Origin of the sequence: Pseudomonas sp. DWP3-1-2 (assembly GCF_049896285.1) — a bacterium.
In the GTDB taxonomy this organism is placed as follows: Bacteria; Pseudomonadota; Gammaproteobacteria; order Pseudomonadales; family Pseudomonadaceae; genus Aquipseudomonas.
In genome coordinates this window covers 48,284-74,752 of sequence record NZ_JAFCTZ010000003.1, presented here as the reverse complement: position 1 = coordinate 74,752, position 26,469 = coordinate 48,284, and the positions used below count along the sequence as shown (strand labels likewise).

The following is a 26,469-nucleotide window of genomic DNA, read 5'->3' as shown; positions in this document are numbered from 1 at the left end:
CCCTGAAAGCCGTGTTCTTAGAAATTCACGCCGAAGCTGAGCGCAACGAAATCGCGGTCATCAACAGTCGTGTACTTGCCATCGAAGAAATTGGTATACGAAAGGTTCGCTGTGTAGGTGTTCTGGTATTCGGCATCCAGGCCCAGGCTGACAGCCTTGCGCCCTTCCTCGAAGTTGCCCCCGGGACCCGGTGAATAACCTTCGACGTCGTGCGACCAGGCAATGCTTGGACGCAGGTTCACACCGGCGAAAACACTGTTGTAGTCCCAGATGGCACGGGCGCGATAGCCCCAGGAGTTGGCAGTGGTGTAACCGTCGTCTTCGCAGTAGCGACTCAAGTTGTTTTGCGCAGCGCCCGTCAGCGTGCTGGCATTGAGGGTGGTGCACTGCCCGCCAGGCAAAGGACCTGGACCGTAGCTCGGATCGCGGCCGTAACGGATTTTCGAGGTGTTCTCCAGCCCACCCACGTGAGTCCAGCCAACCTCGCCCACGACGGTCAGACGCTCGGCGCCCATCACCTGGTCAAAGAACTGGGTGAAGGTGGTTTGCATCTGGGTGATTTCTTTACGGCGGTAGCCCGGCTGATCGGTGTTCGGGCTACCGGTCAGCACCGAAACGTTCGGATTGAGCGGCGACAGGCCCGAATACAGGATGTCTGTGGTGTTGACCTGCACCGGCGCGTTAGGGCGATAGCTGATCTCGCCGCTCCACGCCGTACCGGTTGGCAAGGTGGTGGAGAAACTCAAGCCATAAAGGCGAATATCTTCAGGGTATTCGACGTAGTAGCTGGAGTTGCCCGCAACCACAACGGGCAGCAAGGTCGACGCCAACGCCGAAGCCGTGGCGACCGGAATGCCGTTACTGGCCAATGACCGCACCAGACCGGTAGCACTGTAGGCACTGGCCGGGCCGCCTTTGCCGCTGAAAATCGGCAAACGGCTGTGGTAGTTCATGAAATATGCACCGAACTCGGTGTCCAGGGGTTCAAAGTTGTAGCGCATCGCCAGACCAAACTGCCCGCTATCACGGGCGTCACGGTCAGGTCCGCGAGCCACGATGGCGCCTTCATCAGGATTACCGAAGGTCACGCCCTGCTGGGCTAACGAATTGAACACGGCGGCACGGGCACCGGCTGGCAGACCGGCGGCCGTCAACGAGCTGTTCAGGCCGTTGCGACTGCGCAGAACAGCCAGGTTGCTGTCGCAGCCATCGGAGATCACGTCAGGCTGGGAGAAGAACGTGCCGCAGTTATCGGTGACGGTCTGGTCCCATTCCAGTTGATAGAAACCTTCAGCCGACAGGTTTTCGGTGAGGCCCTGGGACAGATAAAACATGTTGACCGGAATCAGGCCTTCCTTGACTTCCGCCCCAGGACGACGGAATGCGGACACGTCGATAGGGTTGATGCTGTTGATGCCGTTCTGGATAAAGGTACTTTCGCCCCAACTGACCACTTGCTTGCCCAGACGGACCGAACCCGGCTCATCGCCGATGCTGTAGTTGTGGTAGACGAAGGCATCGAGGATTTGCCCGCCGGAGGACTTGGCGCCCTCTTTACGATTGGAGTCGCTGATGTCCTTGAATTCACGGCCTTCGTCCTTGAGTTCGAAGTCGTACCAGTACTTGCCCCGCACAAACACGCCCGTGTCACCGTATTTCAGTTCCAGGTCGTGGATGCCCTTGAATATCTTCGAAAACGTTTCCCCACGCTTGAAGTTCAGGTGACCGTCATCGGAGGTCTGCGACAGGCCATTCCCGCCGTTGTTGGCACCGATCAGGTTCTTGTTGGCGTTGGCGGTGGACCAACTGGCGCCCACGGAAAGCGACGAGTCGAATTTCCCTTCGATTTCGCCGATGTTGAAACTGACGCCGAATGCAGGGCCGGCGAGCGTAGAAGCGAGGCTGACGGCCAGAGGCAATTTTGCCCGGCGCCAGAACTGGTTTGCTGATGTCATCGACGCTACTCCATGTGCTTTTATTTTTTTTGGCAGTGGGTACTGCTAAAAACGACCGGAATTCTCGTCGAAATTCCGATTTTGACACTCATCGGGCAACCCAGGGGGTTACGACACGAATTCGCGCCTTTTTGCGCTCTTACCCAGCCCCTGACGCCGACTATAGCCAGCCGGTCGCACTGCTTGATCCCTCTAAAGTGTGATTTGCAGCCTCAAACCCTCTGGCACACCTGTTTCCATGCACCTGCCCCCAGTAGCTCGTGGGGGAGAATGGCTTAATATCCGGATTTGGCAAGGCAAGCGCTTGATCGGGCGCAATGGAAGCGACAGGCCGCGCTCAGGCAGCGCGGCCTGTGGGTATCAAAGCGTCGAAAGAAAGGTGCTGTTACTGTTCTGCCACTCGATGATATCCAGCCGCATGCGCTTCTTGTCGAGCTTGCCGACGCTGGTCTTGGGAATTTCAGTAACAAGGGCAATCTGGTGCGGAATCGCCCACTTGTTGATGTGCCCCAACTCGACGAAAGGCTTGAGGTGCTCCTTCAACGCTCGCGCGTCGATGCTGTACCCCTCGCGGATCACCAGCAACGCGAAAGGCCGCTCACCCCATTGCGGATCGGCAATGCCCACCACGGCGACTTCGCGCACCGCCGGATGGCGACTGCACAGGTCTTCAAGGTCCAGAGACGAAATCCACTCGCCACCGGTCTTGATGACGTCCTTGATGCGATCACGAATGTCGATCACGCCCATGCTGTCCAGCGTCGCCACATCGCCGGTATGCAACCAGCCACCGGCCCAGAGTTCGACACCCTTTTCGGGCTCGCGATAATAGCCTTCGCTCAGCCAGGGAGCGCGCAATACCAGCTCACCCTGGGACTCGCCATCGGCAGGCAGGAAGTTGCCCGCCTCGTCGACAATGGCCGCGTCCACCAGCACCCCCGGCACGCCCGCCTTGATGCGATACGTAATGCGCTCGTCTTCGCTGCCTGCACGCAGCTCGTCGTTCAAGTGCGCCACGGAAATCAGCGGCCCGGTTTCCGACATGCCATAAGCAGCGGTCAGTTGAATGCCCCGTGCCTTGGCCGTCTCGTACAGCGTGCGATTGAGCGAACTGCCGCCAATGATGATCTTCCAGCCCGCGAAATCCTGCCCCTGGGCGGCTTTGGCATTGAGCACCATCTGCATGATGGTCGGCACGCAATGGGAGAACGTCACCTTCTCCTTGCGCCACAATTCCACGAGGAACTCCGGGTCATAACGCCCGGGATACACTTGCTTTAAGCCCAGCATGGTGGCCGCGTAAGGCATGCCCCACGCATGCACGTGAAACATCGGCGTGATGGGCATGTAGACGTCATCGGTGCACAGCAGACGCTCGGCACTGCCGACGATGGTCGCCACGCCCATGGTGTGCAGCACCAGTTGCCGATGACTGAAATACACGCCCTTGGGATTGCCCGTGGTGCCCGTGGTGTAGAACGTGGTGGCCACGGAGTTCTCGTCGAAATCTTCGAATTCGTACTGATTGCTCGCCTGGGCCAGAAGGGTTTCGTACTCACCCAGGAGATTGGGCAGCTCGGCGGTTTTTTCCGGGAGGTCAGTGAGCAATAACGTTTTCTCGACCGTGGTCAGGTGCCCGGCGATCGCCTGATACAGCCCGACGAACTCACTGTTGACCAGCACGAACTTATCTTCGGCATGGTTCATGGTGTAGAGAATCTGCTCGGGTGAAAGCCGCACATTGATGGTGTGGATGACCGCGCCGATCATGGGGACGGCGAACATGCACTCCAGATAACGATGGCTGTCCCAATCCATGACCGCCACGGTATCACCGGCTTTGACGCCAGCGGCGGTCAAGACATTGGCCAGGCGACAGACCCGCTCGTTGAGCTCGGGGTAGGTATAGCGAACAGTGTCGCGATAGACGATTTCACGCGTTTTTTCATAGCGACTGCCAGACATCAATAGCCGCTTGATCAACAGGGGGTACTGATAGGCGCCATCGGCTGGTGGAATAACGCGGGTCTGCAGCATAGGAGTTCCTTTTCGAGTGCACAGTCGAGGCTTGAAAATATGCACTCTAGAGGCCAGTGCCGCCAGCCAAATCAGCCGAAGGGATGATTTGCTGGACGAGCCGGATGAAGGCGATTGGCTATATCACACCCGCTTCAAGCCGGAGCGATCCCGTCGCGGGCAAGCGTGCGCTTATCAAATATTGCCTAATCCTCTGAACTGATCGTGGGACCGGCTTTCGCCGGGAAAAGCCCGGCCGGTCCGGTGCCTGCTGTGCGATCGCCTCTCGTGCGGGGGCTATCAATGAATCTCGGTAAACGCCAGCTTCACGCCCAACGCCACCAGCACGCCCCCCATGGCCCGATCAAACCAATGGCCCATGCGAGCAAACCCGGCGCGTACTCGCTCCTGGCTGAACAGCCGCGCCACCATGCAGAACCACAGCCCGGTTGCCACCGCGAGGTAAACACCGTAGCCCGCCTGCACCCCAAGCGGCGTGTGCGGATTGATGACCACCGTGAACAGCGACAGAAAGAATAGCGTCGCCTTGGGATTCAAACCGTTGGTGACGAAACCGCTGGCGAAGGCGCCCCGGGCGGTACGCTCGCCCTGTGCCAGCTTGACCGGCGCATCGCTGGCGCTGGCCGGTCTGGCACGCAGGGCCTTGAAGCCGATGTACAGCAGATAAGCCGCAGCCGCCCACTTCAGTGCATTGAACAGCACGATGGATTGAGAAACGATCAGCCCGATCCCCAGCAGCGAATAGCCCACATGCAGGAAAATCGCGGTCCCCACGCCCATGGCGGTATAGGTACCGGCTTTGCGGCCATGGGTGACACTTTCACGCACCACCACGGCAAAATCCGGACCCGGGCTGGCGACGGCGAGCAGGTGGATCAAGGCGACGGTCAGAAATTCTGCCCAATACATGGGTTTCTCCAAATGTAAGCAAGCATTTCGCTCTGTTAGGCTGATCACCTTAAGCTTTCAAAACGTTCAAAGACAGGTACAGCTGATGAGTAATCACGGTAAGGCAGTTTTTCTTGATCACACTTCCCTGGATCTGGGCGATCTGGACTTCAGCGCGCTGAGGGAATGCTTCTGCGAACTGGTACTGCATGACAGCACCACGCCCGATCAGGTCATCGAGCGCCTGCAAGGCGCCACCGTGGCGATCACCAACAAGGTCATGATCGACTCCGACGCATTCGCCGCATGCCCTGACTTGAAGCTGGTTCTGGTGACCGCCACCGGCACCAATAACGTCGACCTGGCCGCCGCCCGCGCGCACGGTGTCACCGTCAGTAACTGCCAGGGCTACGGCACCCCGTCGGTGGCTCAGCACACGCTGATGCTGTTGCTCGCCCTGGCCACGCGCCTGCCGGATTACCAGAACGCCGTGCAACAAGGCCAATGGCAAAAATCCACCCAGTTTTGCCTGTTGGACTTCCCGATTTTCGAGCTGGAAGGTAAAACCCTGGGCCTGTTGGGGCACGGTGAGCTCGGCAGCGCAGTGGCAAAACTGGCACAAGCCTTTGGCATGCACGTTCTGCTGGGGCAAGTCCCCGGCCGCCCTGCCCGCCCAGATCGCCTGCCGCTGGAAGAACTGCTGCCGCAAGTCGACGCCCTGACGCTGCACTGCCCGCTCAACGAGCACACCCGCGACATGATCGGGCATCACGAATTGAGCCTCTTGAAGCCCCACGCTTATGTGATCAACACCGCTCGCGGCGGGCTGATCAATGAACAGGCCCTTGCCGATGCGCTGCGCAGCGGCCATCTGGGCGGTGCCGCGTCCGATGTCTTGACCGTGGAACCGCCGGTTGCAGGCAACCCGCTGCTGGCTGGCGATATTCCCCGTCTGATCATCACGCCCCACAGCGCGTGGGGCGCCCGCGAGGCTCGCCAACGGATCGTCAGCCAGGTCACGGAAAATGCCTGGGCGTTTTTTGCCGGCGAGCCGGTACGGGTGGTGAGTTAAGCCGGGGCTGGAGAAGCTTGTTGGAGCGAGGCTTGCCCGCGAAGAAAGTTTACGCGGTGGGTCTGGCCCACCGAAGCGCCGGATTCGCGGGCAAGTCGGAACGCGGCCCGCTCGCTCCAACAGCGCATTCAAGCTGCTAGACTGCGCCCCTTTTCAAGGAGCCCTCCCATGGACCCGCGCAGTGAAGTGTTACTCCGTCAGGCCGAGCTGTTTCAGGGTTCGCTGCTGCTGGCCGGATTGCCGGCAGACGATCTGCTGGGTCGTCTGCCCCTGGCACGCGGCTGGTGCTGGCACGCGGGCGATCAGGCCGCGCTGGATGCACGCTTCGAAGGGCGCACGCACTTCGGCGTCGACGCGCCGGCCGAACCCTTCGACGCCGCCGTGGTGTTTTTGCCCAAATCCCGTGACCTGACCGACTATATTCTCAATGCCCTGGCCTCCCGTCTGGCAGGACGCGAGCTCTTTCTGGTCGGTGAAAAACGCAGCGGTATCGAAGCCGCTGCGCGCCAGTTAAGCCCGTTCGGTCGTGCGCGCAAGCTGGACAGCGCCCGTCACTGCCAGCTCTGGCAGGTGACCGTGGAAAGTGCCCCGCAAGCACAAACCCTGGAAAGCCTCGCCCAGCATTACGAGGTGGAAATGGATGACGGGCCACTCAAAGTGGTCAGCTTGCCGGGCGTGTTCAGCCACGGCCGCCTGGATCGTGGCTCGGCGCTGCTGTTGCAGAACATCGACAAGCTGCCCAGTGGCAACCTGCTGGACTTCGGCTGTGGTGCCGGCGTGCTGGGGGCTGCGGTAAAACGTCGCTACCCGCACAACAACGTGATCATGCTCGACGTGGATGCCTTCGCCACCGCCAGCAGCCGTCTGACGCTGGCTGCCAATGGCCTGGAAGCCGAAGTGTTGACGGGCGACGGCATCGACGCGGCGCCCATGGGTTTAAGCACGATTCTGAGTAATCCGCCGTTCCATGTCGGGGTACACACCGACTATCAGGCAACGGAAAACCTGCTGCGAAAAGCACGCCAACATCTGAAATCCGGTGGCGAACTGCGCTTGGTTGCGAATGCGTTCCTCAAGTATCAGCCGCTTATCGAGGAGCACTTGGGCGTGTGCGCAGTCAAGGCGCAGGGCAATGGTTTCCGGGTTTATCGCGCCAAGCGCGCCTGAAAATAAGCGCTTGCCGAATGCGGCGTGCGTAGGCAGAATCCGCACCGTCCTAGGGGAGTAGTCTCCCACGAGCGCCATGCTCGTCCGGTACGCATCAACATACTTGGTCCTCAGACCATGGTGCGTACGACCCGGAATCCGCTCAGACGGATCGGTGGTTTGACAAGACCTATGACACGAACACCTTACCCGGGGCGGGAAGGCTGTACGTGTCATAGCCGTGTCGACCCGCCCCTTAGGAAAACCCTGATGCTGGAATCCCTGTTGGTCCCCACCGCTGTCGTCGCATTGGCCGAAATCGGTGACAAGACCCAACTGCTCGCCCTCATTCTCGCCGCCCGCTTTCGCAAGCCCTGGCCGATCATCGCCGGCATTATCGCGGCCACGCTGGCCAACCACGCAGCAGCGGGCGCGGTAGGTGCCTGGGTCGGCAATTTCTTCTCCGATGCCACGCTGCACTGGATCCTCGCCGCAAGCTTCACCGCCACCGCGCTGTGGACGCTGGTGCCGGACAAGCTGGACGACGACGAAACCGGTAACGGGCGCAAGTTCGGGCCATTCCTGACCACGCTGATTGCCTTCTTCATCGCGGAAATCGGCGACAAGACGCAAATCGCCACGGTGATGTTGGCAGCGCAATACTCCTACCTGTGGCTGGTCATTCTCGGCACCACGCTGGGCATGCTGATTGCCAACGTCCCGGTGGTCCTGGCGGGTAACTTTGCCGCAGAGAAGCTGCCACTGACGCTGATTCGCCGCCTGGCGGCCAGCGCGTTCTTCGTACTGGCGCTGGTGGCGGTGTACAAGGCGATGCAGGTAAGTGGGTGGGTTTAACGGGCGCGGCTTAGCCTGATGCGCGTCGGGCGGTTGTGTGCAGGTGTCGCCGCCTGACGCAGGCTGACGCGACGCTATCGCGAGCAAGCTCGCTCCTACAGGTCACAGCATTCCGTGTGGGACCGGCTTTAGCCAGCCCCACCCGGTGAACGGCCCTCAAAAGCTGGACATTCACTCAACTCAGGATTTTTTGGCCGCCTGATACAACGGCATCACCTTGGGGATCGCTGCCTGCAACGAGGCAATGCGGTTGTCGGAGGCCGGGTGAGTGCTCATGAATTCGGGTTGAGAACCACCGGAATTCTGAGTCATCTTCTGCCACAAGGTAATAGCGGCATTAGGGTTGTAACCGGCGCGCGCGGCCAATTCCAGACCCAGCAGATCAGCCTCGTTTTCATTGCCGCGGCTATTCGGCAGCGTCAGGCTGTAATTGACCACGGTATCGGCCAGCGCCAGGCTGTCCTGCCCCAACCCCAGCAGCGCCCCCGCCCCTTGCTTGGCCATCGCCACGCCATACGCCTTGGACATCGCTTCGCGACCATGTTCGCGCAACGCATGGGCAATCTCGTGCCCCATCACTGCGGCGAGCTCATCGTCTGTCAGCTTCAGTTTATCGATCAAGCCGCTGTAGACAAAGATCTTGCCGCCAGGCCCGCAGTTGGCGTTCAGCTCATCGCTCTTGATCAGGTTCACTTCCCACTGCCATTGGGCTGAGTCCGGGCGCAGTTTAGGTGCCTGGGCGATCAACCGGTCGGCGATGGCATGCACCCGCTTGGCATTGGCGCTGGTGGTATCGAGCACGCCCTTGCCGGAGGCCTCGGTCACGGTTTCCTGATAGGACTGGGCATACATTTTGTTGACCTCATCGGTCGACAGCATGCTGAACATGTACTGCTTGCGCTCCACACCGACCGCATCCCCGCTGGTGGTGTTCACCGATTGGCAACCGCTGAGCAACAGACTGGTACTCAAGGCACATAAAGCAAATGAACGACGCATGATGAATCTCCCTGGAATCGTGCTGGCATCCTAAGCGGCAAAGAGTGTGCACGCCAGCAAACAATCGTCTTGCCGGTCAGCTGCCCCCATTGATGAACACGCGAACGACCTGTCTGATTACGACGTTTTAACACTACTAACGTCAAATTCAGCCAGTGTGTTCATGCTTCTTCAGAGATTAGCCGATAGACAACTACAGACGTACCCTAGCGTCCGGAGCCCTCTATGAAGTTCAAATCGATCCAGTCTTCAGTCGCTGCACTGACGAGCGCCATCGTACTCAGCATCATTGTCGCCTTAGTGCTGTATGCACTGTTTGCTGGAGCGAGAACCCAGGCGATGGTTGAGCAACAAACCCAGGCGCAGTTCGAGCGCTCGGTAGAGTCGCGTCTTGGCGCGCTGGCCCGCAACCAGGCCAGCGAGATCAAGCGCGAACTTGAAACACCGCTCCTGCTCACGGCAGGTTTAGCCGCCACCAACGCCTTGCTGGGTATCAACGACAGCAACGGCCAGCCGCAACTGAAGATCAGTCGCGAGCAAATGCTCAATCTGCTGCGCAGTGCCGTGGAGCAGAATCCGAAGATTCTCGGCGCGTATATAGGCTGGGAACCCGACGTTCTTGACCACAATGACGCGGCGTATGTGGGCTCGACCACAACGGGTGCCGACCCGAAAGATGGCCGCTTCATGCCGTGGTGGTATCGCAAGGCAGACGGCAGCCTGACCCTGGAAAAACTCTCCAGCCTTGAAGACACCCGGTTGCTGCCCACCGGCGTGCGTTCGAGTGAGTATTACCTGTGCTCCCGGGAAACCAAAAAACCCTGCGTCATCGACCCGGCGCCCTACCCCCTCGACGGCAAGATGGTGATGCTCTCGTCCTTCATCCAGCCGATCATGATCAACGGCACGTTCCAGGGCATTGTCGGCGCCGACCTGTCGGTGAACTTCATCCAGGAGATGCTTGAGGCCGCAGACAAAAAGCTCTACGACGGCGCCGGGGAAATGGCCTTGATCTCCAGCAATGGCTCGCTGGTTGCCTACACCAAAGATCCATCCAGGCTGGGCGAAAAGGCCAGCGTCCTGATGGACGCCAACGAAGTGGCCAACCTGGCCAAAATCAACGTGGGCGAGGTGCGCTATGACATCGACAAGGAGCACGGCCATATCGAGGTGTACATGCCCTTCGGTATCGGCGCGACCGATGCGCGCTGGACCTTGATGATGCAGTTGCCCCTCGATGCGGTCATGGCCGAACTGAATGCGCTGCAACGTGATCTTGAGCAGCAGCACAGCAGTAACATTTTCGGCATGACCATGGTGGGTTTGCTCATAGCAGCCTTGGGCTTGCTGGTGATCTGGCTGGCAGGACGTGCAATCGCGCGCCCCCTCAAACAGATGGTCGTCATGCTCGATGACATTGCTCAGGGCGACGGGGATCTGACCAAACGCCTGAACAGCGACAGGGTCGATGAAACCGGACAGATTGCCCAGGGTTTCAATACGTTCCTGAGCAAACTGCAGGTCATGATCAGTCAGGTCGTGACGTCTGTGCAGAAGGTCAGTGATTCCTCGGAGCACACCGCTGATATCGCCATCCGCACCAATCTGGGCGTGCAGAAGCAGATGTCGGAAATCGACCTGGTCGCTACGGCGGTACACGAGATGACCGCAACGGCCCAGGACGTGGCGCGTAACGCAACCCAGGCAGCGCAAGCGGCCAGCCACGCGGACAGCGCCGCCCACGAAGGCATGCAGATCGTGCAAAACACATCCCAATCGATCAGTAACCTGGCGGTTGAAATAGGCCGCGCAGTGAATGTCGTGCAAACCCTGGCCAAAGACAGCGAGAACATCAACGCGATCCTGACCACCATTCGCGGCATCGCCGAGCAGACCAACCTGCTGGCGTTGAACGCTGCTATCGAGGCCGCCCGCGCTGGCGAGCAAGGGCGTGGCTTTGCGGTCGTTGCCGACGAAGTGCGCAATCTGGCGCAGAAGACGCAGCAGGCCACCCAGGAAATTCAGAGCATGATTCAGGCGTTGCAAAGCGGCACGCGCGAGGTGGTTCAGGTCATGGAAGGCAGTCAGTCCAGGACCGCCGAAAGCGTCAGCCATGCCGCCGACGCAGCGCAAGCACTGAACACCATCACCAAGGCGGTATCGGTGATCAACGACATGAACACCCAGATCGCCAGCGCCGCCGAGGAGCAAAGCGCCGTGGCCGACGACATCAACCGCAACGTGATCAATATTGGTCAGGTCGCCAATGAGGTCGCGGGCGGTGCCGATGAATCCAGCAAGGCCAGCGCAGAGCTGACCAAACTGGCCGAGCAGCAACGTCGCTTGATCAATCAGTTCAAGGTGTAGGAAGGCAGGCTAACCCGCGTTGGAGCGAGGCTTGCCCGCGAACAGGCGTTTCAGTCGATGCTTTTATTGATTGACGTTGACGCCCTCGCGGGCAAGCCGTCTGGGCGCCCCAACGAAGGGTTCAGTCACAAAGGCGTCAGACACTCCGGCGCGTTGAGCTTGGGATCGTTGACCAGATTGGCCAGCGGTCTTTCGCGCAGGGCCGTTTGCGGGCTGGCCAACAGCGCCTGCAAGGTCGCCAAAGGGGTGTCGGCGGCCAGCCAGTCCTTTTGGCCCTGCGCATCGAGAATCAGGGGGCGACGCTGGTTGGCGGCAAGCTGGGTCACGACCGCGACGCTCAGGTACGTGTGCCCTTGCACGGGATACGCCTCCCAGATCGCGGCAAAAAACAGCGCCGAGCCCTCTCCCGGTGTCAGCCAGAACGGTCGCTTGCGGGTTGTGCCGCGCCATTCGTAAAAGCCATTGGCGGGCAGCAGACAGCGACGTGAGCGAAACGCATCCTTGAACATCGGCTGCTCGACCAAGGTTTCGGCGCGGGCGTGGGCCGGCGTGCGGGACAGGTCAGTCAGCCAGGCAGGCGTCAGGCCCCAGCGTGCCCGCGCCACTTCCAGTTCACCCTCCACCTGGGCGCTGGCACGCAGCATCAGTACCGAATCGGCCGGGGATATATTCCACTGCGCCTGTTGGTCAGCCGGAAAACCGGGCAAGGCCGCAAAAGCGGGCGTCCAGCGAAACAGGGCATAACGTCCACACATAAGGGCAAAAGAACTCTTTTCTGGCAGCTAAAAAACAGAATCAGGCAGCGGGTCAGCACACCAGTACGTCAGGAAAATTATCCGGTTCGTCGCCGGACACAGGCAGCGCAGCATTGTACGCAGTGATCAACGCCCGTGCGTGTTCGGCCTGATCGTTGTCCACCGAAATCCCCAGCAGACCGAAAATCGGCAACTCACCGGCAGCGCCTAGCAGATGCTCCCCCGTCAGGTGCGCCTGCACGCCTTCGCTGGCAAGCATGCCTAACAGCAGTTCACCTTCGAGCAAGTTCTGCGGTTCATAGATTTTTTGCATCACTCGTTCTCGCTGCGAACGTCCAGATTCCAGTCTTCCCCGTCCGTCTGCAGATCGAAAACAATCGGCCGACAGCAGACCGGGCAATCTTCAATGTAGTGTTGATCCCCACCGGACAAATCCAGTACCGCTTCGACGGGCTCGCCACAATAAGGGCAATCATAACTCTGTACTTCCTGCATCAAGGTCTCCCGGACCAGTTGTGCGTATAATCGCGCTCTATTTGAAGGCTGATGTTCCATTTCCGAGTCTGGACGTTATTTTCAGACCCAGCCTCCCTTTTCCTGCCATTCCCTACAAGAGAGCATGATGGGCGAATTCGATGCCATCCGACCTTACGACGACGCCGAAGTCCCAGCTGTACTCGCGCGCCTGCTCAGCGACAAAGCGTTCCTCGCGATCCTGACTCATTTTCGCTTCCCACGTCTGGCCGGTGCGCTGGGCTGGGTGCTGCAACCGGTGCTGGCGCGCAAGCTGCGCCGCGAATTTGCCGGTATCGATTCGGTAGCCACGCTCCAGGACAAGGTCGAGTACTACGTCGACCACACCATTGAGCGCGCCACTGACGGTGTGACCTATACCGGTGTCGAGCAGTTCAAGTCCGGCAGTGCCTACCTGTTTCTGGCCAACCACCGAGACATCGTGATGGACCCGGCCTTCGTCAATTACGCGGTTTATCACGCGGGCCTGCCGACACCGCGTATCGCTATCGGCGACAACCTGCTGCAAAAGCCGTTCGTCAGCGACCTGATGCGCCTGAACAAGAGTTTCATCGTGCACCGCTCCATTACCGGACGTCGAGAAAAGATGGCCGCCTACCAGTTGCTGTCGGCGTACATCAACCACTCGATTCGCAACGACTGCCAGTCGATCTGGATCGCTCAGGCCGAAGGCCGCGCGAAGGACGGCGACGACCGCACCGAATCCGCCATCCTTAAAATGTTCCACATGAGCCGCAAGGATGAGCCGTTCGCCGAGGTGATCCGCTCGCTGAACCTGACGCCCGTATCGATCAGCTATGAATACGATCCGTGCGACCAGGCCAAGGCGCGGGAGCTGTATATCCGCGCCACCACCGGAACCTACACCAAGGTGCCGGGCGAGGACGATGTCAGCATTGCCCTCGGGATCACCGGCTACAAAGGCCGGGTGCACGTTAACTTCGCGCCGCCGATCACCGAGCTGTTCGAAGACACCAAAGCACTGGCCATCGAAATGGATCGCCAGATCCTGGGTGGGTATCGCCTGTTTCCGGTGCATTATCTGGCCTATGCGCAATGGACCGATGCCGATCCGAGCCTGAACGTGCCCTTGGCGGCGGACGTGTTCCCTGCCGAAGAACTGGCAAAGGCGCAGGAAGAATGGCAGCGTCGTCTCACCCAGTGCCCCGACGATCATCGCCCCTTCCTGATTCAGCAGTACGCCACGCCGGTGCGCAATCAGTATCGGGTCAAGGCGGGCCTTGCCCTGTAACGCGGCCGGGCTTTAAAAAAGGCGCTCCTGAAGTCAAGAGCGCCTTTTTTTCATTCACAGCCATGTGCTGACCCACGACATCAGCAAGGCAAACCCCAGGCAGGCCGCCCCGACCCGGTAGCAGAGCCGGTTCATCCGCAACGACGCCCCGTCCATTAAATGCATCGGTTCATCAATCTGCGACAACGCCGAGAGCACCGCCAGATGCTTGAGCTCGCGCCGCTCGCGGTTGCGGGTCGCGCACAGCAAGGCCACGCCAGGGCAAGCGGCCAGTAGCGCGAACAGGTTGAGGGTGAAGGCAGGAGTCAGAGATAACAGCGACATGACGGCCTCGTTGGCTCCTGTGTAAGGGGGCCCGCAGATTCGTGATTGATCTGCCATTCAATCTAGCCATCGTCACCTTAACGTAACCTGAACCGGGCACTGTATGGCTCCTCGAGGCTGGACCTTGATCCCTTTTGGAGCTTGTCATGCTGCACGCAATCAACCAGGACCGCCTCTATCTGATCGCCCCGAGCGATGAGCAGGAAGCGTTGATCGACGGTCTTTCATTCAACGTCCAGGACCGCCATTGGCTGGTGTACTGCGCCCTTGGCGGCCACCAGCATCACGATCTGCCGGATATGGATCAGCAGACCGGCTTCAGCTTTCTGGATTTTTACCAGCAGGCGGCTTGATGTAAGCGGACCGTTCATACAACAAAAAACCCGGCCTCCTCACAGAGCGCCGGGTTTTTTTGATTCAGCGGTAACGCTGTTACTCAGCCAGCATCCTGGCGATGGTCTGATCCTGGAACAGACGCGTCAGCGCGTCGCTCAGCACGTCGCTGACCAGCTTGGTGTTGGTCTCCTGATTCGGTGCCATGCCGAAGCGTTGGTCCAGCGAAGCGGCGTAGCGACCGCTGTAGCTGCGGCCGTTGTTCTGCACGTCGGCACGGAAGGTCGAACCGATCGTCGCCTCGGTGACATACAGCCCTTGCTTGGGCGACTGATATTTAAGGTCTGCCAGGGTCACGGTCAATTGCGGACCGTTACCGCTCGAGCTCGGCGTGAAGCCTAGCAGGCGAACAGCGGCCTCGGCCTGGGCCTGAAGTTTAGGCAGCAGGTCCGCACTGGAGACGCTGATGGCGCTGGTTTCCGGGTAAGTGCCGCCGCGGGTACCCAGTGTCGGGCCTGGACGCCCATCGACCACGCGCACGACAACCGGCTGGCCACGGCCTACCGGTGCGAGTTGGGCGGTCAGCTTGGGTTGCGGACTAAGTTGTTGCGGACTGAGGGCACAGCCGGCCAGTGTAAGACTGCTGACAGCAAGCAAACCAAACAAAATTCGACGCAGCATGCTCATTTCTCCATGGGCAGGGCACTAAATGTGCCGCAGTATAGCGGCGCGCACGGCACGCTAACCAGTTGAAAATCGGACTGTAAACAGACCGCAATGGTTCAGCAACACGGGTGTAACCATGATGTCACGTCCAGCGTGCACCCTATGCTCAATCCAACAGGAGCATCGCCATGGACTTTCTCTGGTCACTGTTCAGCCCACGTCGCAAGTACCGCCACTACGCTCGTGTCGATCAGTCGGGCGTTTGCCGCGCGTTCAAACACTGCCGCCAGGCGCCAACAGGGCATGAATGGGTAGAAATCGTCGAAGAAAATTGCACCTGGCTGGGTCGCCCACTGCCAGCCCATGCCCGTCTGCACAGAGCCGCCGGTCGATCCGCGGCCCGGGCAATGCTCATCATCTGACCGCACAACGAATAAAAGTCACTTAATCAGATCAATTCCCTGCGTTTCATCGCTATAATCTCCCCCCGATTATAAGGACGTCTCCTGATCGGGCCTCGCAGCATTGCTAATCACCGAATTAGCGCCTTCGTATCGCCCACAGAGAGCCGCCCACACAGATCATGTGCAGACACCTGTACTCGCTGGCCGGCGGATCGTTTCGAACCTTTCCTGCCAAAAAGCGCCTTACTCTTGCCTGCCTTTGATCTGCCAGAGCTGCCATTGCGCAGCCCTTTTTGAGGTTTGAGCTTCACGTTTCCAAAAGAGCGTGAAAAAAACGGGTTTCACAACTTCACAAGAGTGTGGCGAGCAAATGAATAGGTACGCGTTTGTAAATGCACCATTATCAGCGTCTGACCCAGCCCCTTTGAACAGGATTGATCGCTGCTGCGCAGTCTCCATGACCGGAGTCTGAAGCCTGTCCCCTACGGATTTGGTTGCATTACCGGGGGCCTTGACGATAGTCGAATGGCCGACCGACCTGAAAAATGCGTTCATGCAAGCTTTTAGAACAGCACATTCAGGTCCGAAGGGTGACCTCCGTTGACGATGCGAAAAATTGCGAAGAACCGGACATGCCGATCCTGGCCAGCGTTACCTGGGGACTACTTTGATCCACGCCCCGCAACCTGGCGACCGACCTCGGGATCGTATGCCGTCAATTTGGTGCTGCAGATTTTGGAGACGCGTTAATGGCGCATAACGAAGCAGTTGATGTGGTATTGGTCGGGGCAGGCATCATGAGTGCCACCCTCGCCGTACTGCTCAAAGAGCTCGACCCCAGCCTGAAGCTGGAAGTCGTTGAGCTGATGGATTCAGGCGCTGCGGAGAGTTCCAACCCGTGGAACAACGCCGGTACCGGTCACGCCGGGCTTTGCGAACTGAACTACACGCCGCCCGCGGCCGACGGTTCCATCGACATCAAAAAAGCCGTGCACATCAATACCCAGTTCGAAGTCTCGAAGCAGTTCTGGGCGTACCTCACCCAAAAAGGCACCTTCGGCTCCTCGAAGTCGTTTATCGCTCCCGTGCCTCACCTGAGCTTTGTCCAGGGCGAGCAAGGCATCGCTTTTCTCAAGACTCGCTACGAAGCCATGCGCACGCATCACGCGTTCGCGTCCATGGAGTACACCGAAGACAAGGCAACCCTGGCCGAGTGGATGCCTTTGATGATGCCCGGCCGTCCAGCCGATGAGAAAATCGCGGCCACTCGCGTGATGCATGGCACCGACGTCAACTTCGGCAACCTGACCAATCAGTTGCTCAAACACCTGACCAGCACGCCGGACTCTCAGGTCAAATACTGCAAGCGCGTGACCGGCCTGAGCCGCAAGGGCGCTGGCTGGAGCGTCAGCATAAAAGACGTGAACAGCGGCAGCACCCGCGAAATCGACGCAAAATTCGTCTTTCTCGGCGCAGGTGGCGCGGCCTTGCCGTTGCTGCAAATGTCCGGCATCGAAGAAAGCAAAGGTTTCGGTGGTTTCCCGGTCAGCGGCCAGTGGCTGCGTTGCGACAATCCGGAAGTGGTCAAACACCACCAGGCCAAGGTTTACAGCCAGGCGGCCGTGGGTTCGCCGCCGATGTCCGTACCACATCTCGACACCCGTGTGGTGGATGGCAAGAAATCCCTGTTGTTCGGGCCATACGCCGGTTTCACCACCAAGTTCCTCAAGCACGGCTCCTTTCTGGATCTGCCGCTGTCGGTTCGCGCCGCCAACATCAAACCGATGCTGGCCGTGGCCCGGGACAACATGGACCTGACTAAATACCTGGTCAGCGAAGTGATGCAGTCCATGGAACAGCGCCTTGACTCCCTGCGTCGTTTTTACCCTGAAGCCAAGGCTGAAGACTGGCGCCTGGAAGTGGCCGGGCAGCGGGTGCAGATCATCAAGAAAGACGCCAAGAAAGGCGGCGTGCTGCAATTCGGCACCGAGCTGGTTTCCGCGAAAGACGGCAGCCTCGCGGCGTTGCTGGGCGCTTCCCCTGGCGCATCGGTCACCGTCTCGATCATGCTGGAACTGCTTGACCGCTGCTTCCCGGAAAAAGCCCGTGGCGAATGGGCGGCCAAGCTCAACGAGATTTTCCCGGCCCGGGAAAAAGCGCTGGAAACCGACGCGCAGCTGTATGAGCGCGTCAGCACCCTGAACAACGAGCGCCTTGAACTGGTCGAGAAACGCAGCGAAGCGCAAAGCATCGCGTAATCGTCCCCCATAAAAAAACGCCCTTGCGGGCGTTTTTTTTGCTCTGGCGTTTGACCGCAAAGACAGCCGGTATCAGCCGCGAGCCTTTTCGATCAGTTCGATGTATTCCTCGGCATTGCGCTGATCCTTGATCAAGGCAATGAAGTCATTCCCGTGTTCGTCCTTGCCTTCCAGGTCGTAACCCGCCTCGCGGAAGAACACCAGAAAACGCTCGAAATCATTGACCCGCAAACCACGGTAGGCCTTGATCAGCTTGTGCAGCGACGGCGACGTGGCGTCGACCGGCTCGAAGTCCAGAAACGATTTGACCTGCGCATCGCCGATCTCGTCTCCGATCAACTGCTTCTTATCTTTACGCATTGCTGACTCCCACTGAATCGCGGACATGTTAACCGGCGGGCAGTTTACCCCCCACCCGGCTAAAGGCTCAACGCATACGCGCAGGCGTGGTGTGCAAGTCGGCCCAGACGTGGCCGTTGGCGTAGCTCAGGAACTGGCAATAGACCTTTTCGCTGCGCAGCAGATCCAGCAGCACCCGGTACTGCGTGACCGGGTAATACAAGGTGAGCGTGCGGGTTTGATCATCAAAGGTCGGCTTCTTCAGGCTTTTGCTTTCGCCGTCGAAATGGATCAGCACCTCGGCTATCGTCGCTCCCTTGTTCAAGGGCTTGCCCTTGAGGCGCAGCAATATCGGCGATGTCACCGGAATCGGTTGTTGATTGGACTGACGCTGGGAACCGATCACCACCGAATACTCGGTGATCTGCAGCAACTGTTGCTGTTCGGGTTGGCCTTCCCGAACGTTCAGGTCATCAGGCGGCAAATACTGGGCATGCATTGGCTCGGCTGAAACGGTTGCCACGAGGGGCAAGCCGAACAACATGGCCAACGCAGCGCTACGGATCAACAGCTTCATTTCGACTTTCCGCAAGAACTGGGCTGGCACTTTAGCATGCAGAAACGCGCTGTCGCGCAGCAAACGGAGAACCTGTGGGACCCGCTTCAGCCGGGAAGAGGCCAGGGCGTTCGCTGCATCTGCATCGCCTGAAATACCCCTCCCCGGCTAAAGCCGGTCCCACGGTGTCAGGATTACATCCCTTTAACCGCGTAGATCCCGGCTGCGTTGCGCCAGTAGCCTTTGTAATCCATGCCGTAACCGAAGATGTAGCGGTCGATGCACGGCAGACCGACGAAATCGGCTTTCAGGTCAGGGCGGGCCTTGCGATCGTGATCCTTGTCGATCAGTACGGCAGTGTGTACAGCGCTGGCACCGGCGTGTTTACAGAAGTCGATGATCGCACCCAGGGTGTGACCTTCGTCGAGGATGTCGTCAATGATCAGCACGTCGCGATCAATGAACGAGACTTCTGGCTTGGCTTTCCAGAACAGGTCGCCGCCGCTGGTTTCGTTGCGATAACGGGTCGCGTGCAGGTACGAGGCTTCCAGAGGGAAGTTCAAGTGAGTCAGCAGCTTGCCAGCGAAGATCAGGCCGCCGTTCATCACGCAGAACACCACCGGGTTGCGGTCGGCAAGTTCGGCATTGATTTGCGCGCCGACCCGAGCGATAGAGGCTTCGACTTCGGCTTCGGTGTAGAGGCAGTCAGCCTCGCGCATGATTTGACGGATATGCTCGAGATCAGCAGACATGACGCTCTCCAGTGGGGGCAGTGTAAGAAAAGCGGGCAAAGGTACGCATCCGCTCGGGTCAGAGCAAGCAATTCTGGACTAACGTGTCAGGATTCGTATGAAAACGCCGTAACACACGTAGGACAGTAACAGCTGAATAGATTACCCTAGGCCGTTTTTTTGCCCCCGCCCGGAGCCTTTTTTATGCCTATCCGTGAAATACGTCACCCGCTGATCCGCCACAAGCTCGGCCTGATGCGCCGTGCCGACATCAGCACCAAGAATTTCCGTGAACTGGCGCAGGAAGTGGGTTCCCTGCTCACTTACGAAGCCACCGCTGATCTGCCTCTGGAAACCTATGACATCCAGGGTTGGGCCGGCACCGTCAAGGTCGAGAAAATTGCTGGCAAGAAGATCACCGTGGTGCCGATCCTGCGCGCCGGCATCGGCATGCTCGATGGCGTGCTCAGGCTGATTCCGGGTGCCAAGGTGAGCGCCGTAGGCGTGGCCCGCAATGAAGAAACCCTCGAAGCACACACTTATCTGGAAAAGCTGGTACCGGAGATCGACGAGCGCCTGGCGATGATTATCGACCCGATGCTCGCTACCGGCGGTTCGATGGTTGCCACGATCAACCTGCTGAAAAAAGCCGGCTGCAAGGAAATCCGCGCCATGGTGCTGGTGGCCGCGCCGGAAGGTATCGCAGCGGTGGAGCTGGCTCACCCGGACGTGACGATCTACACCGCTTCCATCGACGAGCGTCTTAACGAACACGGCTACATCATTCCGGGTCTTGGCGATGCCGGCGACAAGATTTTCGGCACCAAGCAAAAGGACGCGTAATGAAGCAGGACGAGTTCAACGATCCACTGTGGCGCACGGTTTTATCGGGCGCGCAGATGCTCTTCGTGGCGTTCGGTGCGCTGGTACTTATGCCATTGATCACGGGGCTGGATCCTAACGTCGCGCTGTTTACGGCGGGCCTGGGCACTTTGCTGTTCCAGCTGGTTACCGGGCGGCAAGTGCCGGTTTTCCTGGCGTCGAGCTTCGCCTTCATCACGCCGATCATTCTCGCCAAGGGCCAGTTCGGCCTGGCAGCGACCATGGGCGGCATCATGGCGGCGGGCTTTGTCTATACCTTCCTCGGGCTGGCAGTGAAGATCAAAGGCACCGGTTTCATCGACCGCCTGCTGCCACCCGTGGTGATTGGCCCGGTGATCATTTCCATCGGCCTGGCCATGGCGCCGATTGCGGCCAATATGGCGATGGGCAAGTCCGGCGATGGTGCCGAACTGATTCCCTATAACGTCGCCATGTGGATCTCCATGCCTGCCCTGCTGACGACGCTGATTGTCGCGGTGTTCGGCAAAGGGATTTTTCGCCTGGTGCCGATCATTTCCGGGGTGCTGGTGGGGTTCGCTCTGGCGTTTTATTTCGGCGTGGTCGACACCGCAAAAATCGCCGCAGCGCCCTGGTTGGCGTTGCCTGCGTTCACGGCGCCGGAATTCAACTGGCAGGCGATTCTGTTCATCGTGCCCGTGGCCCTGGCTCCGGCCATTGAACATATCGGTGGGGTGATCGCTGTGGGCAGTGTGACCGGGCGCGATTACCTGAAGAAACCCGGCCTGCACCGCACGTTGCTGGGCGACGGGATCGCCACCACGGCAGCCGGTCTGTTCGGCGGCCCGCCCAATACGACCTATGCCGAAGTGACCGGCGCCGTGATGCTGACCAAGAACTACAACCCGAAGATCATGACCTGGGCGGCGATCTTCGCCATCAGCCTGGCCTTCATCGGCAAGTTCGGTGCGCTGCTGCAAAGCATTCCGGTGCCGGTAATGGGCGGGATTCTCTGCCTGTTGTTCGGTTCGATTGCAGCGGTGGGCATGAACACCCTGATTCGCCACAAGGTCGATCTGGCAGAAGCACGCAATCTGGTCATCGTCTCGGTGACGCTGGTGTTCGGTATTGGCGGTGTGTTGATCGGCACCGGCAACGGCCCGGACGATTTCGGCCTCAAGGGCATCGCGCTGTGCGCCGTGACTGCGATTGCGCTGAACCTGCTGCTGCCGGGCAATGACAGCTGGAAGAACAAGCATCTGGATGATCAGTTGCCGTAACGGCCACTAAAGAGACCGTTGGAGCGAAGCTTGCCCGCAAATACGTCGTATCAGGCGATCTATATAGGTCGCCTGAAATTCTGATTCGCGGGCAAGCCTCGCTCCAACGTGGGGCGCTCTCGTGGCAGAGATGTGACGGTATTGAACGCAAATCCCGTTGGAGCGAGGCTTGCCCGCGAATACGTCGTATCAGGCGATACATATAGGTCGCCTGAAATTCTGATTCGCGGGCAAGCCTCGCTCCAACGCGACGGGTTCTTTACAACATCAACGGCGCCCGCTCGCACAGGCGGTTCAGCGCCGCCGCCCAGTTGGGGTCATCGTTCAGGCACGGGATCAGCACCAGCTCCTCTCCCCCCGCTGCCTTGAACTGCTCCGCACCGCGATCACCGATCTCTTCCAGGGTTTCGATGCAGTCCGCGACAAACGCCGGACACATGACCAATAACTTCTTCACGCCCTGAGCGGCCAACGCTTCGAGGCGCGCCTCGGTATAGGGTTCGATCCATTTCGCCCGTCCCAGACGGGACTGAAAGGACACCGACCATTTGCCGTCAGGGATGCCCATGCGGTTGGCAAAGGCTGCCGCAGACTGGATGCACTGCGCGCGATAGCACGTCGCCAGGACTTCAGGCGGCGCGGTCATGCAGCAATCCGGGCCTTTAAGGCAGTGGCTGCGTGTCGGGTCGAGCTTGAGCAGATGACGCTCGGGCAAACCATGAAAGCTCAGCAACAGATGATCATGAGGTTGTTGCAAGTGCGGGCGAACATTTTCCACCAGCGCATCCAGATACTCCGGCTGGTCGTAAAAGGCCTGCAACACTGAAAATTGCATTTTCAGGTCTTGGGTGCGCACCACTCGCTTTGCCTCTTCAATTACCGTGGTCACCGTGCTGTCGGCAAACTGCGGATACAGGGGCGCGAGCGTCACTTTTTTGATGCCCTGACCGGCCAGGCGAGTCAGAACGGTCTCGATGGACGGCTCGCCATAGCGCATGGCCAGTTCCACAGGGCCGTGTTTCCACTCGTGGGTCATCGCTTGATGCAGGCGCTTGCTCAGCACCACCAGGGGCGAGCCTTCGTCCCACCAGATCGAGGCGTAGGCATGAGCGGACTGCTCAGGGCGTTTTATCAGGATCAACGACACCAACAACCGGCGCACCGGCCAAGGCAGATCGATAACGTAAGGGTCCATCAGGAATTGATTGAGGTAACTGCGCACGTCCGCCACCGAAGTAGAGGCCGGCGAACCCAGATTGACCAGTAACAGCGCGTGATCGGTCATGCAACATCCTATTTCAGTGGCGGCCGAGTAAGTTATCCAGGGCGGCGTCCAGTTCGGCAAATCGAAAAATAAAACCAGCGGCTTCCAGACGGGTCGGGCGAGCCCGCTGTCCACCCAGCAGCAACACAGACAGCTCGCCCATCAAAACCTTCAGGGCAATACCGGGCAATGGCATGAACGAGGGCCGATGCAGCACCCCGGCCAGGCTCCTGGCAAAATCCCGGTTGCGTACCGGTGATGGCGCGCAGAGATTATACGGACCCTGTGCTTCATTCTCTCGCAACAGAAAATCAATGGCGGCGATTTGATCTTGAATGTGAATCCAGGGCATCCATTGCCGACCGCTGCCGATCGGGCCGCCCATTCCCAACTTGAAAGGCAGCAACAGCCGCTGCAGAAAGCCCCCTTCCTTGGACAGCACCAGCCCGGTGCGAATGACGACGACTCGCACCCCCAAGGCTTCTGCGCGCAGGGCGGTTTCTTCCCACGCGCCACACAATTTGCTGGCGAAATCTTCGTTGACCGGTTGTGAGGTCTCGTCCAGCTCTCGCTCACCGCCGTCGCCGTACCAGCCGACCGCCGATCCGCTGATCATCACCCGAGGCTTGTGCTCACGCTGCTCAAGCCAAACCAGCAATTGCTCGGTCAGCCCGACCCGGCTGTCCCACAACAGCGCCTTGCGCTTGCGGGTCCAGGGGCGGTCCGCAATGGGCGCGCCAGCCAGGTTGATCACCGCATCCACCGGTTCTTCGCCAAGCTCGTTGAGGTGCGCGATGCCTCGCACGGACTCGCCGCACACACGCGTGACTTCCCTGGGTCGACGACTCCAGACGGTCAGTTGGTGACCTTGTTGTTGCCAGAGTCGGCATAACTGACGTCCTAGCAAACCAGTACCGCCGGTCAGCAATATGTGCATGGCAGGGTTCCTTGAGTGGCGTTCGGGGCCATTGCGTAGTCTATTTTTCAAGACGCTGAAAAAAATCTCCAGCCTGTGTTTGAACGATAGGCCAAACCTTGAAAGCGTAAAGCGGGACTATCCCTTCGCACAGTTGCACAAGACGTTTACGTGCTGGATCTTTGGCGTGAGCCGTACAAGCAGCACTCGACAACGTGTAAGCCGCAGATGGCTGCAAGTTATACCAAAAAACAATATTGTACAGGTTTTAACTACGGCGTAGTCTGTACAGACAAGGTAACGAGGCCCCTATGACCGTACCTATCGCAATCATCGGTACCGGCATTGCCGGACTCTCCGCCGCCCAGGCACTTAATGCTGCCGGGCACAGTGTCCATCTTTTCGACAAAAGCCGCGGCAGCGGTGGAAGGATGGCCAGCAAACGCAGCGATGCAGGCTCCCTCGATATGGGCGCCCAGTATTTCACCGCCCGTGATCGGCGCTTCATGGCGGCCGTTCAACAGTGGCAGGCTCAGGGCTGCGTGGCCCAGTGGACCCCTTCGCTCTACAACTATCATGCAGGCCAGCTCAGCCCGTCGCCGGACGAACAAGTGCGCTGGGTGGGCACGCCCGGCATGAGTGCTATTACCCGAGCCATGCTGGGTGATTTGCCCGTTACGTTTTCCTGCCGGATTACAGAAGTATTCCAGGGTGAACAACACTGGAATCTCCAGGATGCCGAAGGCCAGAGCCATGGCCCTTTCAGCCATGTGATTATCGCCACGCCAGCGCCGCAAGCGACAACGTTACTGGCAGCCGCGCCGAAACTTGCAGGCGTCGCCGCGGGCGTAAAAATGGACCCGACCTGGGCCGTCGCCCTGGCGTTCGCCCAACCGCTGCAAACCCCGCTTGAGGGCTGTTTTGTGCAAGACAGCCCGATTGACTGGCTGGCTCGCAACCGCAGCAAACCGGGCCGCGACGTGACCCTCGACACCTGGGTGTTGCATGCAACCAGCAGTTGGAGCAAGCAGCATCTGGACATGCCCAAGGAAACAGTCATCGAGCACTTGCATGGAGCGTTTGCGGAGTTGATCGGCTGCGCAATGCCCGAACCCAGCTTCAGCCTCGCCCATCGCTGGCTTTATGCCCGGCCAGCCAGCGCACACGAATGGGGGGCGTTGTCCGACCCTGACCTGGGTATTTATGTGTGTGGCGATTGGTGCCTGTCCGGCCGCGTCGAAGGCGCCTGGCTCAGCGGCCAGGAATCGGCACGGCGCCTCATGGAACACCTGAATTGAACCGGCTTAACCCGAGCAAACTGCTGCTGTCGAAATGGACGGCAGCACGTCCTGTGAATCGGGAAAAACATTTTATGGTCACCGAGTTGTTTCGCGACGAAGACGGCACGGTGCTGGAGGTTGAACTTCAGGCCGTGTTGACGCAACGCAGCGAACGCCTGGCGTGGCAGACCTTGCAGAACGACGAGACCTGGCGGATGGGCTGGAAGTAGCTGAATCGTCCAAGAAGCACCAACCTTGTCAAGGTGAGTCCGCTGTCTGTGTGTCAATGACGTCACTTTCTTCCGATTTGCTCCTCCCCGCCAGATAACCCCTCCCGCACAAGCCACTACATAACCTGTACAAATAATTTGACTTGTACAGCTGCGCACCTATGATGACAGGAAGTTGTACAGAAAACCGAATCTGTACAGGTCCTGATCAGAGGTTCCGCCATGACCATGCCTGCATCCCGTAAACCGAAGCTAGGTGTCAGCGCCTGTCTGCTGGGAGCCGAGGTGCGCTTCAATGGCGGTCACAAAGAATCGCACTTATGCACCCGTGCCCTGACCGACTACTTCGAGTTCGTGCCTGCCTGCCCTGAAGTGGCTATCGGCATGGGCATTCCTCGCGAACCTATCCGGTTGGTGGGTGATGCGGAAAATCCCCAAGCCCTAGGCAGCGTCAACCGCGAACTGAATGTTACCCAGGCGCTGGCCGATTACGGCGTTCAGATGGCCGATGAACTGAGTGACATCAGCGGCTACATCTTCATGCAAAAGTCGCCATCGTGCGGCCTGGAGCGGGTCAAGGTTTACCGGGAAAACGGCGCCCCCGTGGACGGCGGTGGGACCGGTATTTACGCCAAGGCGTTTTGCGCACGCCATCCCAATCTGCCCGTAGAGGAAGACGGCCGTCTGAACGACCCGATACTGCGGGAAAATTTCATCACCCGCGTGTTTGCCTATGCCGCCTGGCATGAACTGCTCGAAGCCGGCCTCACTCGCCGCAGCCTGACCGAATTCCACTCGCGCTATAAATATCAACTGATGGCCAACGACCCGGTTCAGTACAGAGCGCTGGGCAACATGCTCGGCAGCATGGGCCGCAGCGACCCAAACGACATCGCCGCGCAGTATTTCAGTGACCTGATGGCCGCGCTGAAAAAATGCGCTACCCGTCGCACACATACCAATGTCCTGCAGCATTTGACCGGCTATCTGAAACAGACCATCAGCGCCGCCGACAAGCAGGAGATCCAGCAGCTCATCACTCAATACCATCAAGGCATCGTGCCTCTGATCGTGCCGCTGACCTTGCTCAAGCATCACTTCCGCCAACACCCCGATCCCTATGTGGCGCTGCAGGTTTACATGCAACCGCATCCGGAAAACCTCAGCCTGCGGAATGCGATCTGAACC

27 protein-coding genes, 1 pseudogene and 1 riboswitch are annotated in these 26,469 nt (G+C 59.2%); of the genes and pseudogenes, 14 read left to right on the top strand and 14 right to left on the bottom strand.

Annotated features, from left to right (window positions below; translation table 11 throughout):
- Nucleotides 1-17: 17 nt before the first annotated feature.
- The 3 genes from ACP7B0_RS09255 to ACP7B0_RS09245 form a co-directional block, all read right to left on the bottom strand.
- Nucleotides 18-1,955, bottom strand: coding sequence for a DUF1302 domain-containing protein (locus ACP7B0_RS09255; protein WP_426140956.1), 1,938 nt, complete (start codon nt 1,953-1,955; stop codon nt 18-20).
- Nucleotides 1,956-2,315: 360 nt separating this feature from the next.
- Nucleotides 2,316-3,992, bottom strand: a complete 1,677-nt coding sequence (locus ACP7B0_RS09250; RefSeq protein ID WP_426140955.1) for a fatty acid--CoA ligase — start codon at nt 3,990-3,992, stop codon at nt 2,316-2,318.
- Nucleotides 3,993-4,271: 279 nt separating this feature from the next.
- Nucleotides 4,272-4,901: a LysE family translocator gene (locus ACP7B0_RS09245; protein ID WP_426140954.1), complete on the bottom strand. Its 630-nt coding sequence runs from the start codon at nt 4,899-4,901 to the stop codon at nt 4,272-4,274.
- Nucleotides 4,902-4,986: 85 nt separating this feature from the next.
- On the opposite strand from ACP7B0_RS09245, the gene ACP7B0_RS09240 reads away from it, so the two are divergent.
- The 3 genes from ACP7B0_RS09240 (at nt 4,987) to ACP7B0_RS09230 (ending at nt 7,953) form a co-directional block, all read left to right on the top strand.
- Nucleotides 4,987-5,952: a 2-hydroxyacid dehydrogenase gene (locus tag ACP7B0_RS09240; RefSeq protein WP_426140953.1), complete on the top strand. Its 966-nt coding sequence runs from the start codon at nt 4,987-4,989 to the stop codon at nt 5,950-5,952.
- Between the two features lie 168 nt (nt 5,953-6,120).
- On the top strand, nt 6,121-7,119 hold the full coding sequence (locus ACP7B0_RS09235) for a methyltransferase (protein WP_426140952.1): 999 nt from the start codon (nt 6,121-6,123) through the stop codon (nt 7,117-7,119).
- 40 nt (nt 7,120-7,159) lie between these two features.
- A riboswitch (yybP-ykoY riboswitch) is annotated at nt 7,160-7,297 on the top strand.
- Nucleotides 7,298-7,368: 71 nt separating this feature from the next.
- On the top strand, nt 7,369-7,953 hold the full coding sequence (locus tag ACP7B0_RS09230; protein WP_426140951.1) for a TMEM165/GDT1 family protein: 585 nt from the start codon (nt 7,369-7,371) through the stop codon (nt 7,951-7,953).
- A gap of 180 nt (nt 7,954-8,133) precedes the next feature.
- On the opposite strand, the gene ACP7B0_RS09225 is transcribed toward ACP7B0_RS09230, so the two are convergent.
- A complete protein-coding gene (locus tag ACP7B0_RS09225; protein WP_426140950.1) occupies nt 8,134-8,952 on the bottom strand; it encodes a M48 family metallopeptidase in 819 nt (272 codons plus the stop codon).
- Between the two features lie 225 nt (nt 8,953-9,177).
- Here ACP7B0_RS09225 and ACP7B0_RS09220 point away from each other — a divergent pair.
- Nucleotides 9,178-10,461, top strand: a pseudogene (locus ACP7B0_RS09220) (HAMP domain-containing protein); the annotation flags it as partial.
- A gap of 15 nt (nt 10,462-10,476) precedes the next feature.
- The gene (locus ACP7B0_RS09215) at nt 10,477-11,319 is read left to right on the top strand and encodes a methyl-accepting chemotaxis protein (protein ID WP_426141541.1); all 843 of its coding nucleotides are present in this window, start codon (nt 10,477-10,479) and stop codon (nt 11,317-11,319) included.
- Nucleotides 11,320-11,444: 125 nt separating this feature from the next.
- Here ACP7B0_RS09215 and ACP7B0_RS09210 read toward each other — a convergent pair whose 3' ends face one another.
- Genes ACP7B0_RS09210 through ACP7B0_RS09200 form a run of 3 tightly spaced genes read right to left on the bottom strand, consistent with a single transcriptional unit; the run spans nt 11,445 to nt 12,569 of the window.
- The gene (locus ACP7B0_RS09210) at nt 11,445-12,074 is read right to left on the bottom strand and encodes an SOS response-associated peptidase (protein ID WP_426140949.1); all 630 of its coding nucleotides are present in this window, start codon (nt 12,072-12,074) and stop codon (nt 11,445-11,447) included.
- Between the two features lie 52 nt (nt 12,075-12,126).
- Entirely contained in the window at nt 12,127-12,387 is a 261-nt protein-coding gene (locus tag ACP7B0_RS09205) for a putative signal transducing protein (RefSeq protein WP_426140948.1), read from the bottom strand.
- A complete protein-coding gene (locus ACP7B0_RS09200; protein ID WP_426140947.1) occupies nt 12,387-12,569 on the bottom strand; it encodes a CPXCG motif-containing cysteine-rich protein in 183 nt (60 codons plus the stop codon). The genes ACP7B0_RS09205 and ACP7B0_RS09200 overlap by 1 nt, the downstream gene beginning before the upstream one ends.
- Nucleotides 12,570-12,696: 127 nt before the next feature.
- Here ACP7B0_RS09200 and ACP7B0_RS09195 point away from each other — a divergent pair, with 127 nt between their 5' ends.
- Nucleotides 12,697-13,860, top strand: coding sequence for a 1-acyl-sn-glycerol-3-phosphate acyltransferase (locus tag ACP7B0_RS09195; RefSeq protein WP_426140946.1), 1,164 nt, complete (start codon nt 12,697-12,699; stop codon nt 13,858-13,860).
- Between the two features lie 54 nt (nt 13,861-13,914).
- Here the strand turns inward: ACP7B0_RS09195 and ACP7B0_RS09190 are convergent, their stop codons facing one another.
- Nucleotides 13,915-14,184 carry a hypothetical protein gene (locus ACP7B0_RS09190; RefSeq protein WP_426140945.1) on the bottom strand — a complete coding sequence of 90 codons (270 nt, stop codon included), beginning with the start codon at nt 14,182-14,184 and terminating at the stop codon, nt 13,915-13,917.
- A 146-nt stretch (nt 14,185-14,330) separates the two neighbouring features.
- Between ACP7B0_RS09190 and ACP7B0_RS09185 the strand changes: the two genes are divergently transcribed.
- The gene (locus ACP7B0_RS09185; protein ID WP_426140944.1) at nt 14,331-14,537 is read left to right on the top strand and encodes a hypothetical protein; all 207 of its coding nucleotides are present in this window, start codon (nt 14,331-14,333) and stop codon (nt 14,535-14,537) included.
- A 79-nt stretch (nt 14,538-14,616) separates the two neighbouring features.
- Here ACP7B0_RS09185 and ACP7B0_RS09180 read toward each other — a convergent pair whose 3' ends face one another.
- Nucleotides 14,617-15,198, bottom strand: a complete 582-nt coding sequence (locus ACP7B0_RS09180) for a YajG family lipoprotein (RefSeq protein ID WP_426140943.1) — start codon at nt 15,196-15,198, stop codon at nt 14,617-14,619.
- Nucleotides 15,199-15,371: 173 nt separating this feature from the next.
- On the opposite strand from ACP7B0_RS09180, the gene ACP7B0_RS09175 reads away from it, so the two are divergent.
- Together ACP7B0_RS09175 and mqo are read left to right on the top strand one after the other, a co-directional pair.
- Nucleotides 15,372-15,605: a hypothetical protein gene (locus ACP7B0_RS09175; protein WP_426140942.1), complete on the top strand. Its 234-nt coding sequence runs from the start codon at nt 15,372-15,374 to the stop codon at nt 15,603-15,605.
- Between the two features lie 731 nt (nt 15,606-16,336).
- Complete coding sequence (gene mqo, locus ACP7B0_RS09170) at nt 16,337-17,845, top strand: malate dehydrogenase (quinone) (RefSeq protein ID WP_426140941.1); 1,509 nt, start codon at nt 16,337-16,339, stop codon at nt 17,843-17,845.
- Nucleotides 17,846-17,917: 72 nt separating this feature from the next.
- On the opposite strand, the gene ACP7B0_RS09165 is transcribed toward mqo, so the two are convergent.
- The 3 genes from ACP7B0_RS09165 to ACP7B0_RS09155 all read right to left on the bottom strand — a co-directional run bounded on the left by ACP7B0_RS09165 (nt 17,918) and on the right by ACP7B0_RS09155 (nt 19,492).
- Nucleotides 17,918-18,205 (bottom strand): PA4642 family protein, encoded by a 288-nt coding sequence (locus tag ACP7B0_RS09165; protein ID WP_426140939.1) that lies wholly within the window; start codon nt 18,203-18,205, stop codon nt 17,918-17,920.
- A 67-nt stretch (nt 18,206-18,272) separates the two neighbouring features.
- The gene (locus tag ACP7B0_RS09160; RefSeq protein ID WP_426140938.1) at nt 18,273-18,761 is read right to left on the bottom strand and encodes a hypothetical protein; all 489 of its coding nucleotides are present in this window, start codon (nt 18,759-18,761) and stop codon (nt 18,273-18,275) included.
- Between the two features lie 173 nt (nt 18,762-18,934).
- The gene (locus ACP7B0_RS09155; RefSeq protein WP_426140936.1) at nt 18,935-19,492 is read right to left on the bottom strand and encodes a hypoxanthine-guanine phosphoribosyltransferase; all 558 of its coding nucleotides are present in this window, start codon (nt 19,490-19,492) and stop codon (nt 18,935-18,937) included.
- 183 nt (nt 19,493-19,675) lie between these two features.
- Here ACP7B0_RS09155 and upp point away from each other — a divergent pair, with 183 nt between their 5' ends.
- Together upp and ACP7B0_RS09145 are read left to right on the top strand one after the other, a co-directional pair.
- Nucleotides 19,676-20,314, top strand: coding sequence for a uracil phosphoribosyltransferase (gene upp / locus ACP7B0_RS09150; protein ID WP_426140935.1), 639 nt, complete (start codon nt 19,676-19,678; stop codon nt 20,312-20,314).
- On the top strand, nt 20,314-21,591 hold the full coding sequence (locus tag ACP7B0_RS09145; protein WP_426140934.1) for a uracil-xanthine permease family protein: 1,278 nt from the start codon (nt 20,314-20,316) through the stop codon (nt 21,589-21,591). The genes upp and ACP7B0_RS09145 overlap by 1 nt, the downstream gene beginning before the upstream one ends.
- Nucleotides 21,592-21,850: 259 nt before the next feature.
- Here the strand turns inward: ACP7B0_RS09145 and hemH are convergent, their stop codons facing one another.
- Nucleotides 21,851-22,876 (bottom strand): ferrochelatase, encoded by a 1,026-nt coding sequence (gene hemH / locus ACP7B0_RS09140; protein WP_426140933.1) that lies wholly within the window; start codon nt 22,874-22,876, stop codon nt 21,851-21,853.
- Nucleotides 22,877-22,889: 13 nt separating this feature from the next.
- Complete coding sequence (locus tag ACP7B0_RS09135) at nt 22,890-23,792, bottom strand: TIGR01777 family oxidoreductase (RefSeq protein WP_426140932.1); 903 nt, start codon at nt 23,790-23,792, stop codon at nt 22,890-22,892.
- A 290-nt stretch (nt 23,793-24,082) separates the two neighbouring features.
- On the opposite strand from ACP7B0_RS09135, the gene ACP7B0_RS09130 reads away from it, so the two are divergent.
- The 3 genes from ACP7B0_RS09130 (at nt 24,083) to ACP7B0_RS09120 (ending at nt 26,466) form a co-directional block, all read left to right on the top strand.
- On the top strand, nt 24,083-25,069 hold the full coding sequence (locus ACP7B0_RS09130) for an NAD(P)/FAD-dependent oxidoreductase (protein ID WP_426140931.1): 987 nt from the start codon (nt 24,083-24,085) through the stop codon (nt 25,067-25,069).
- The gene (locus ACP7B0_RS09125) at nt 25,066-25,281 is read left to right on the top strand and encodes a TIGR02450 family Trp-rich protein (RefSeq protein ID WP_426140930.1); all 216 of its coding nucleotides are present in this window, start codon (nt 25,066-25,068) and stop codon (nt 25,279-25,281) included. Before ACP7B0_RS09130 ends, ACP7B0_RS09125 begins: the two co-directional genes overlap by 4 nt.
- Before the next feature lie 228 nt (nt 25,282-25,509).
- The gene (locus ACP7B0_RS09120; protein ID WP_426141540.1) at nt 25,510-26,466 is read left to right on the top strand and encodes a YbgA family protein; all 957 of its coding nucleotides are present in this window, start codon (nt 25,510-25,512) and stop codon (nt 26,464-26,466) included.
- Nucleotides 26,467-26,469: the final 3 nt, after the last annotated feature.

Coding starts and splice junctions, on each gene's coding strand:
- ACP7B0_RS09255 (WP_426140956.1), bottom strand. CDS start 1,955: ATGACATCAGCAAACCAGTTCTGGCGCCGGGCAAAATTGCCTCTGGCC.
- ACP7B0_RS09250 (WP_426140955.1), bottom strand. CDS start 3,992: ATGCTGCAGACCCGCGTTATTCCACCAGCCGATGGCGCCTATCAGTAC.
- ACP7B0_RS09245 (WP_426140954.1), bottom strand. CDS start 4,901: ATGTATTGGGCAGAATTTCTGACCGTCGCCTTGATCCACCTGCTCGCC.
- ACP7B0_RS09240 (WP_426140953.1), top strand. CDS start 4,987: ATGAGTAATCACGGTAAGGCAGTTTTTCTTGATCACACTTCCCTGGAT.
- ACP7B0_RS09235 (WP_426140952.1), top strand. CDS start 6,121: ATGGACCCGCGCAGTGAAGTGTTACTCCGTCAGGCCGAGCTGTTTCAG.
- ACP7B0_RS09230 (WP_426140951.1), top strand. CDS start 7,369: ATGCTGGAATCCCTGTTGGTCCCCACCGCTGTCGTCGCATTGGCCGAA.
- ACP7B0_RS09225 (WP_426140950.1), bottom strand. CDS start 8,952: ATGCGTCGTTCATTTGCTTTATGTGCCTTGAGTACCAGTCTGTTGCTC.
- ACP7B0_RS09215 (WP_426141541.1), top strand. CDS start 10,477: ATGATCAGTCAGGTCGTGACGTCTGTGCAGAAGGTCAGTGATTCCTCG.
- ACP7B0_RS09210 (WP_426140949.1), bottom strand. CDS start 12,074: ATGTGTGGACGTTATGCCCTGTTTCGCTGGACGCCCGCTTTTGCGGCC.
- ACP7B0_RS09205 (WP_426140948.1), bottom strand. CDS start 12,387: ATGCAAAAAATCTATGAACCGCAGAACTTGCTCGAAGGTGAACTGCTG.
- ACP7B0_RS09200 (WP_426140947.1), bottom strand. CDS start 12,569: ATGCAGGAAGTACAGAGTTATGATTGCCCTTATTGTGGCGAGCCCGTC.
- ACP7B0_RS09195 (WP_426140946.1), top strand. CDS start 12,697: ATGGGCGAATTCGATGCCATCCGACCTTACGACGACGCCGAAGTCCCA.
- ACP7B0_RS09190 (WP_426140945.1), bottom strand. CDS start 14,184: ATGTCGCTGTTATCTCTGACTCCTGCCTTCACCCTCAACCTGTTCGCG.
- ACP7B0_RS09185 (WP_426140944.1), top strand. CDS start 14,331: ATGCTGCACGCAATCAACCAGGACCGCCTCTATCTGATCGCCCCGAGC.
- ACP7B0_RS09180 (WP_426140943.1), bottom strand. CDS start 15,198: ATGCTGCGTCGAATTTTGTTTGGTTTGCTTGCTGTCAGCAGTCTTACA.
- ACP7B0_RS09175 (WP_426140942.1), top strand. CDS start 15,372: ATGGACTTTCTCTGGTCACTGTTCAGCCCACGTCGCAAGTACCGCCAC.
- mqo (WP_426140941.1), top strand. CDS start 16,337: ATGGCGCATAACGAAGCAGTTGATGTGGTATTGGTCGGGGCAGGCATC.
- ACP7B0_RS09165 (WP_426140939.1), bottom strand. CDS start 18,205: ATGCGTAAAGATAAGAAGCAGTTGATCGGAGACGAGATCGGCGATGCG.
- ACP7B0_RS09160 (WP_426140938.1), bottom strand. CDS start 18,761: ATGAAGCTGTTGATCCGTAGCGCTGCGTTGGCCATGTTGTTCGGCTTG.
- ACP7B0_RS09155 (WP_426140936.1), bottom strand. CDS start 19,492: ATGTCTGCTGATCTCGAGCATATCCGTCAAATCATGCGCGAGGCTGAC.
- upp (WP_426140935.1), top strand. CDS start 19,676: ATGCCTATCCGTGAAATACGTCACCCGCTGATCCGCCACAAGCTCGGC.
- ACP7B0_RS09145 (WP_426140934.1), top strand. CDS start 20,314: ATGAAGCAGGACGAGTTCAACGATCCACTGTGGCGCACGGTTTTATCG.
- hemH (WP_426140933.1), bottom strand. CDS start 22,876: ATGACCGATCACGCGCTGTTACTGGTCAATCTGGGTTCGCCGGCCTCT.
- ACP7B0_RS09135 (WP_426140932.1), bottom strand. CDS start 23,792: ATGCACATATTGCTGACCGGCGGTACTGGTTTGCTAGGACGTCAGTTA.
- ACP7B0_RS09130 (WP_426140931.1), top strand. CDS start 24,083: ATGACCGTACCTATCGCAATCATCGGTACCGGCATTGCCGGACTCTCC.
- ACP7B0_RS09120 (WP_426141540.1), top strand. CDS start 25,510: ATGCCTGCATCCCGTAAACCGAAGCTAGGTGTCAGCGCCTGTCTGCTG.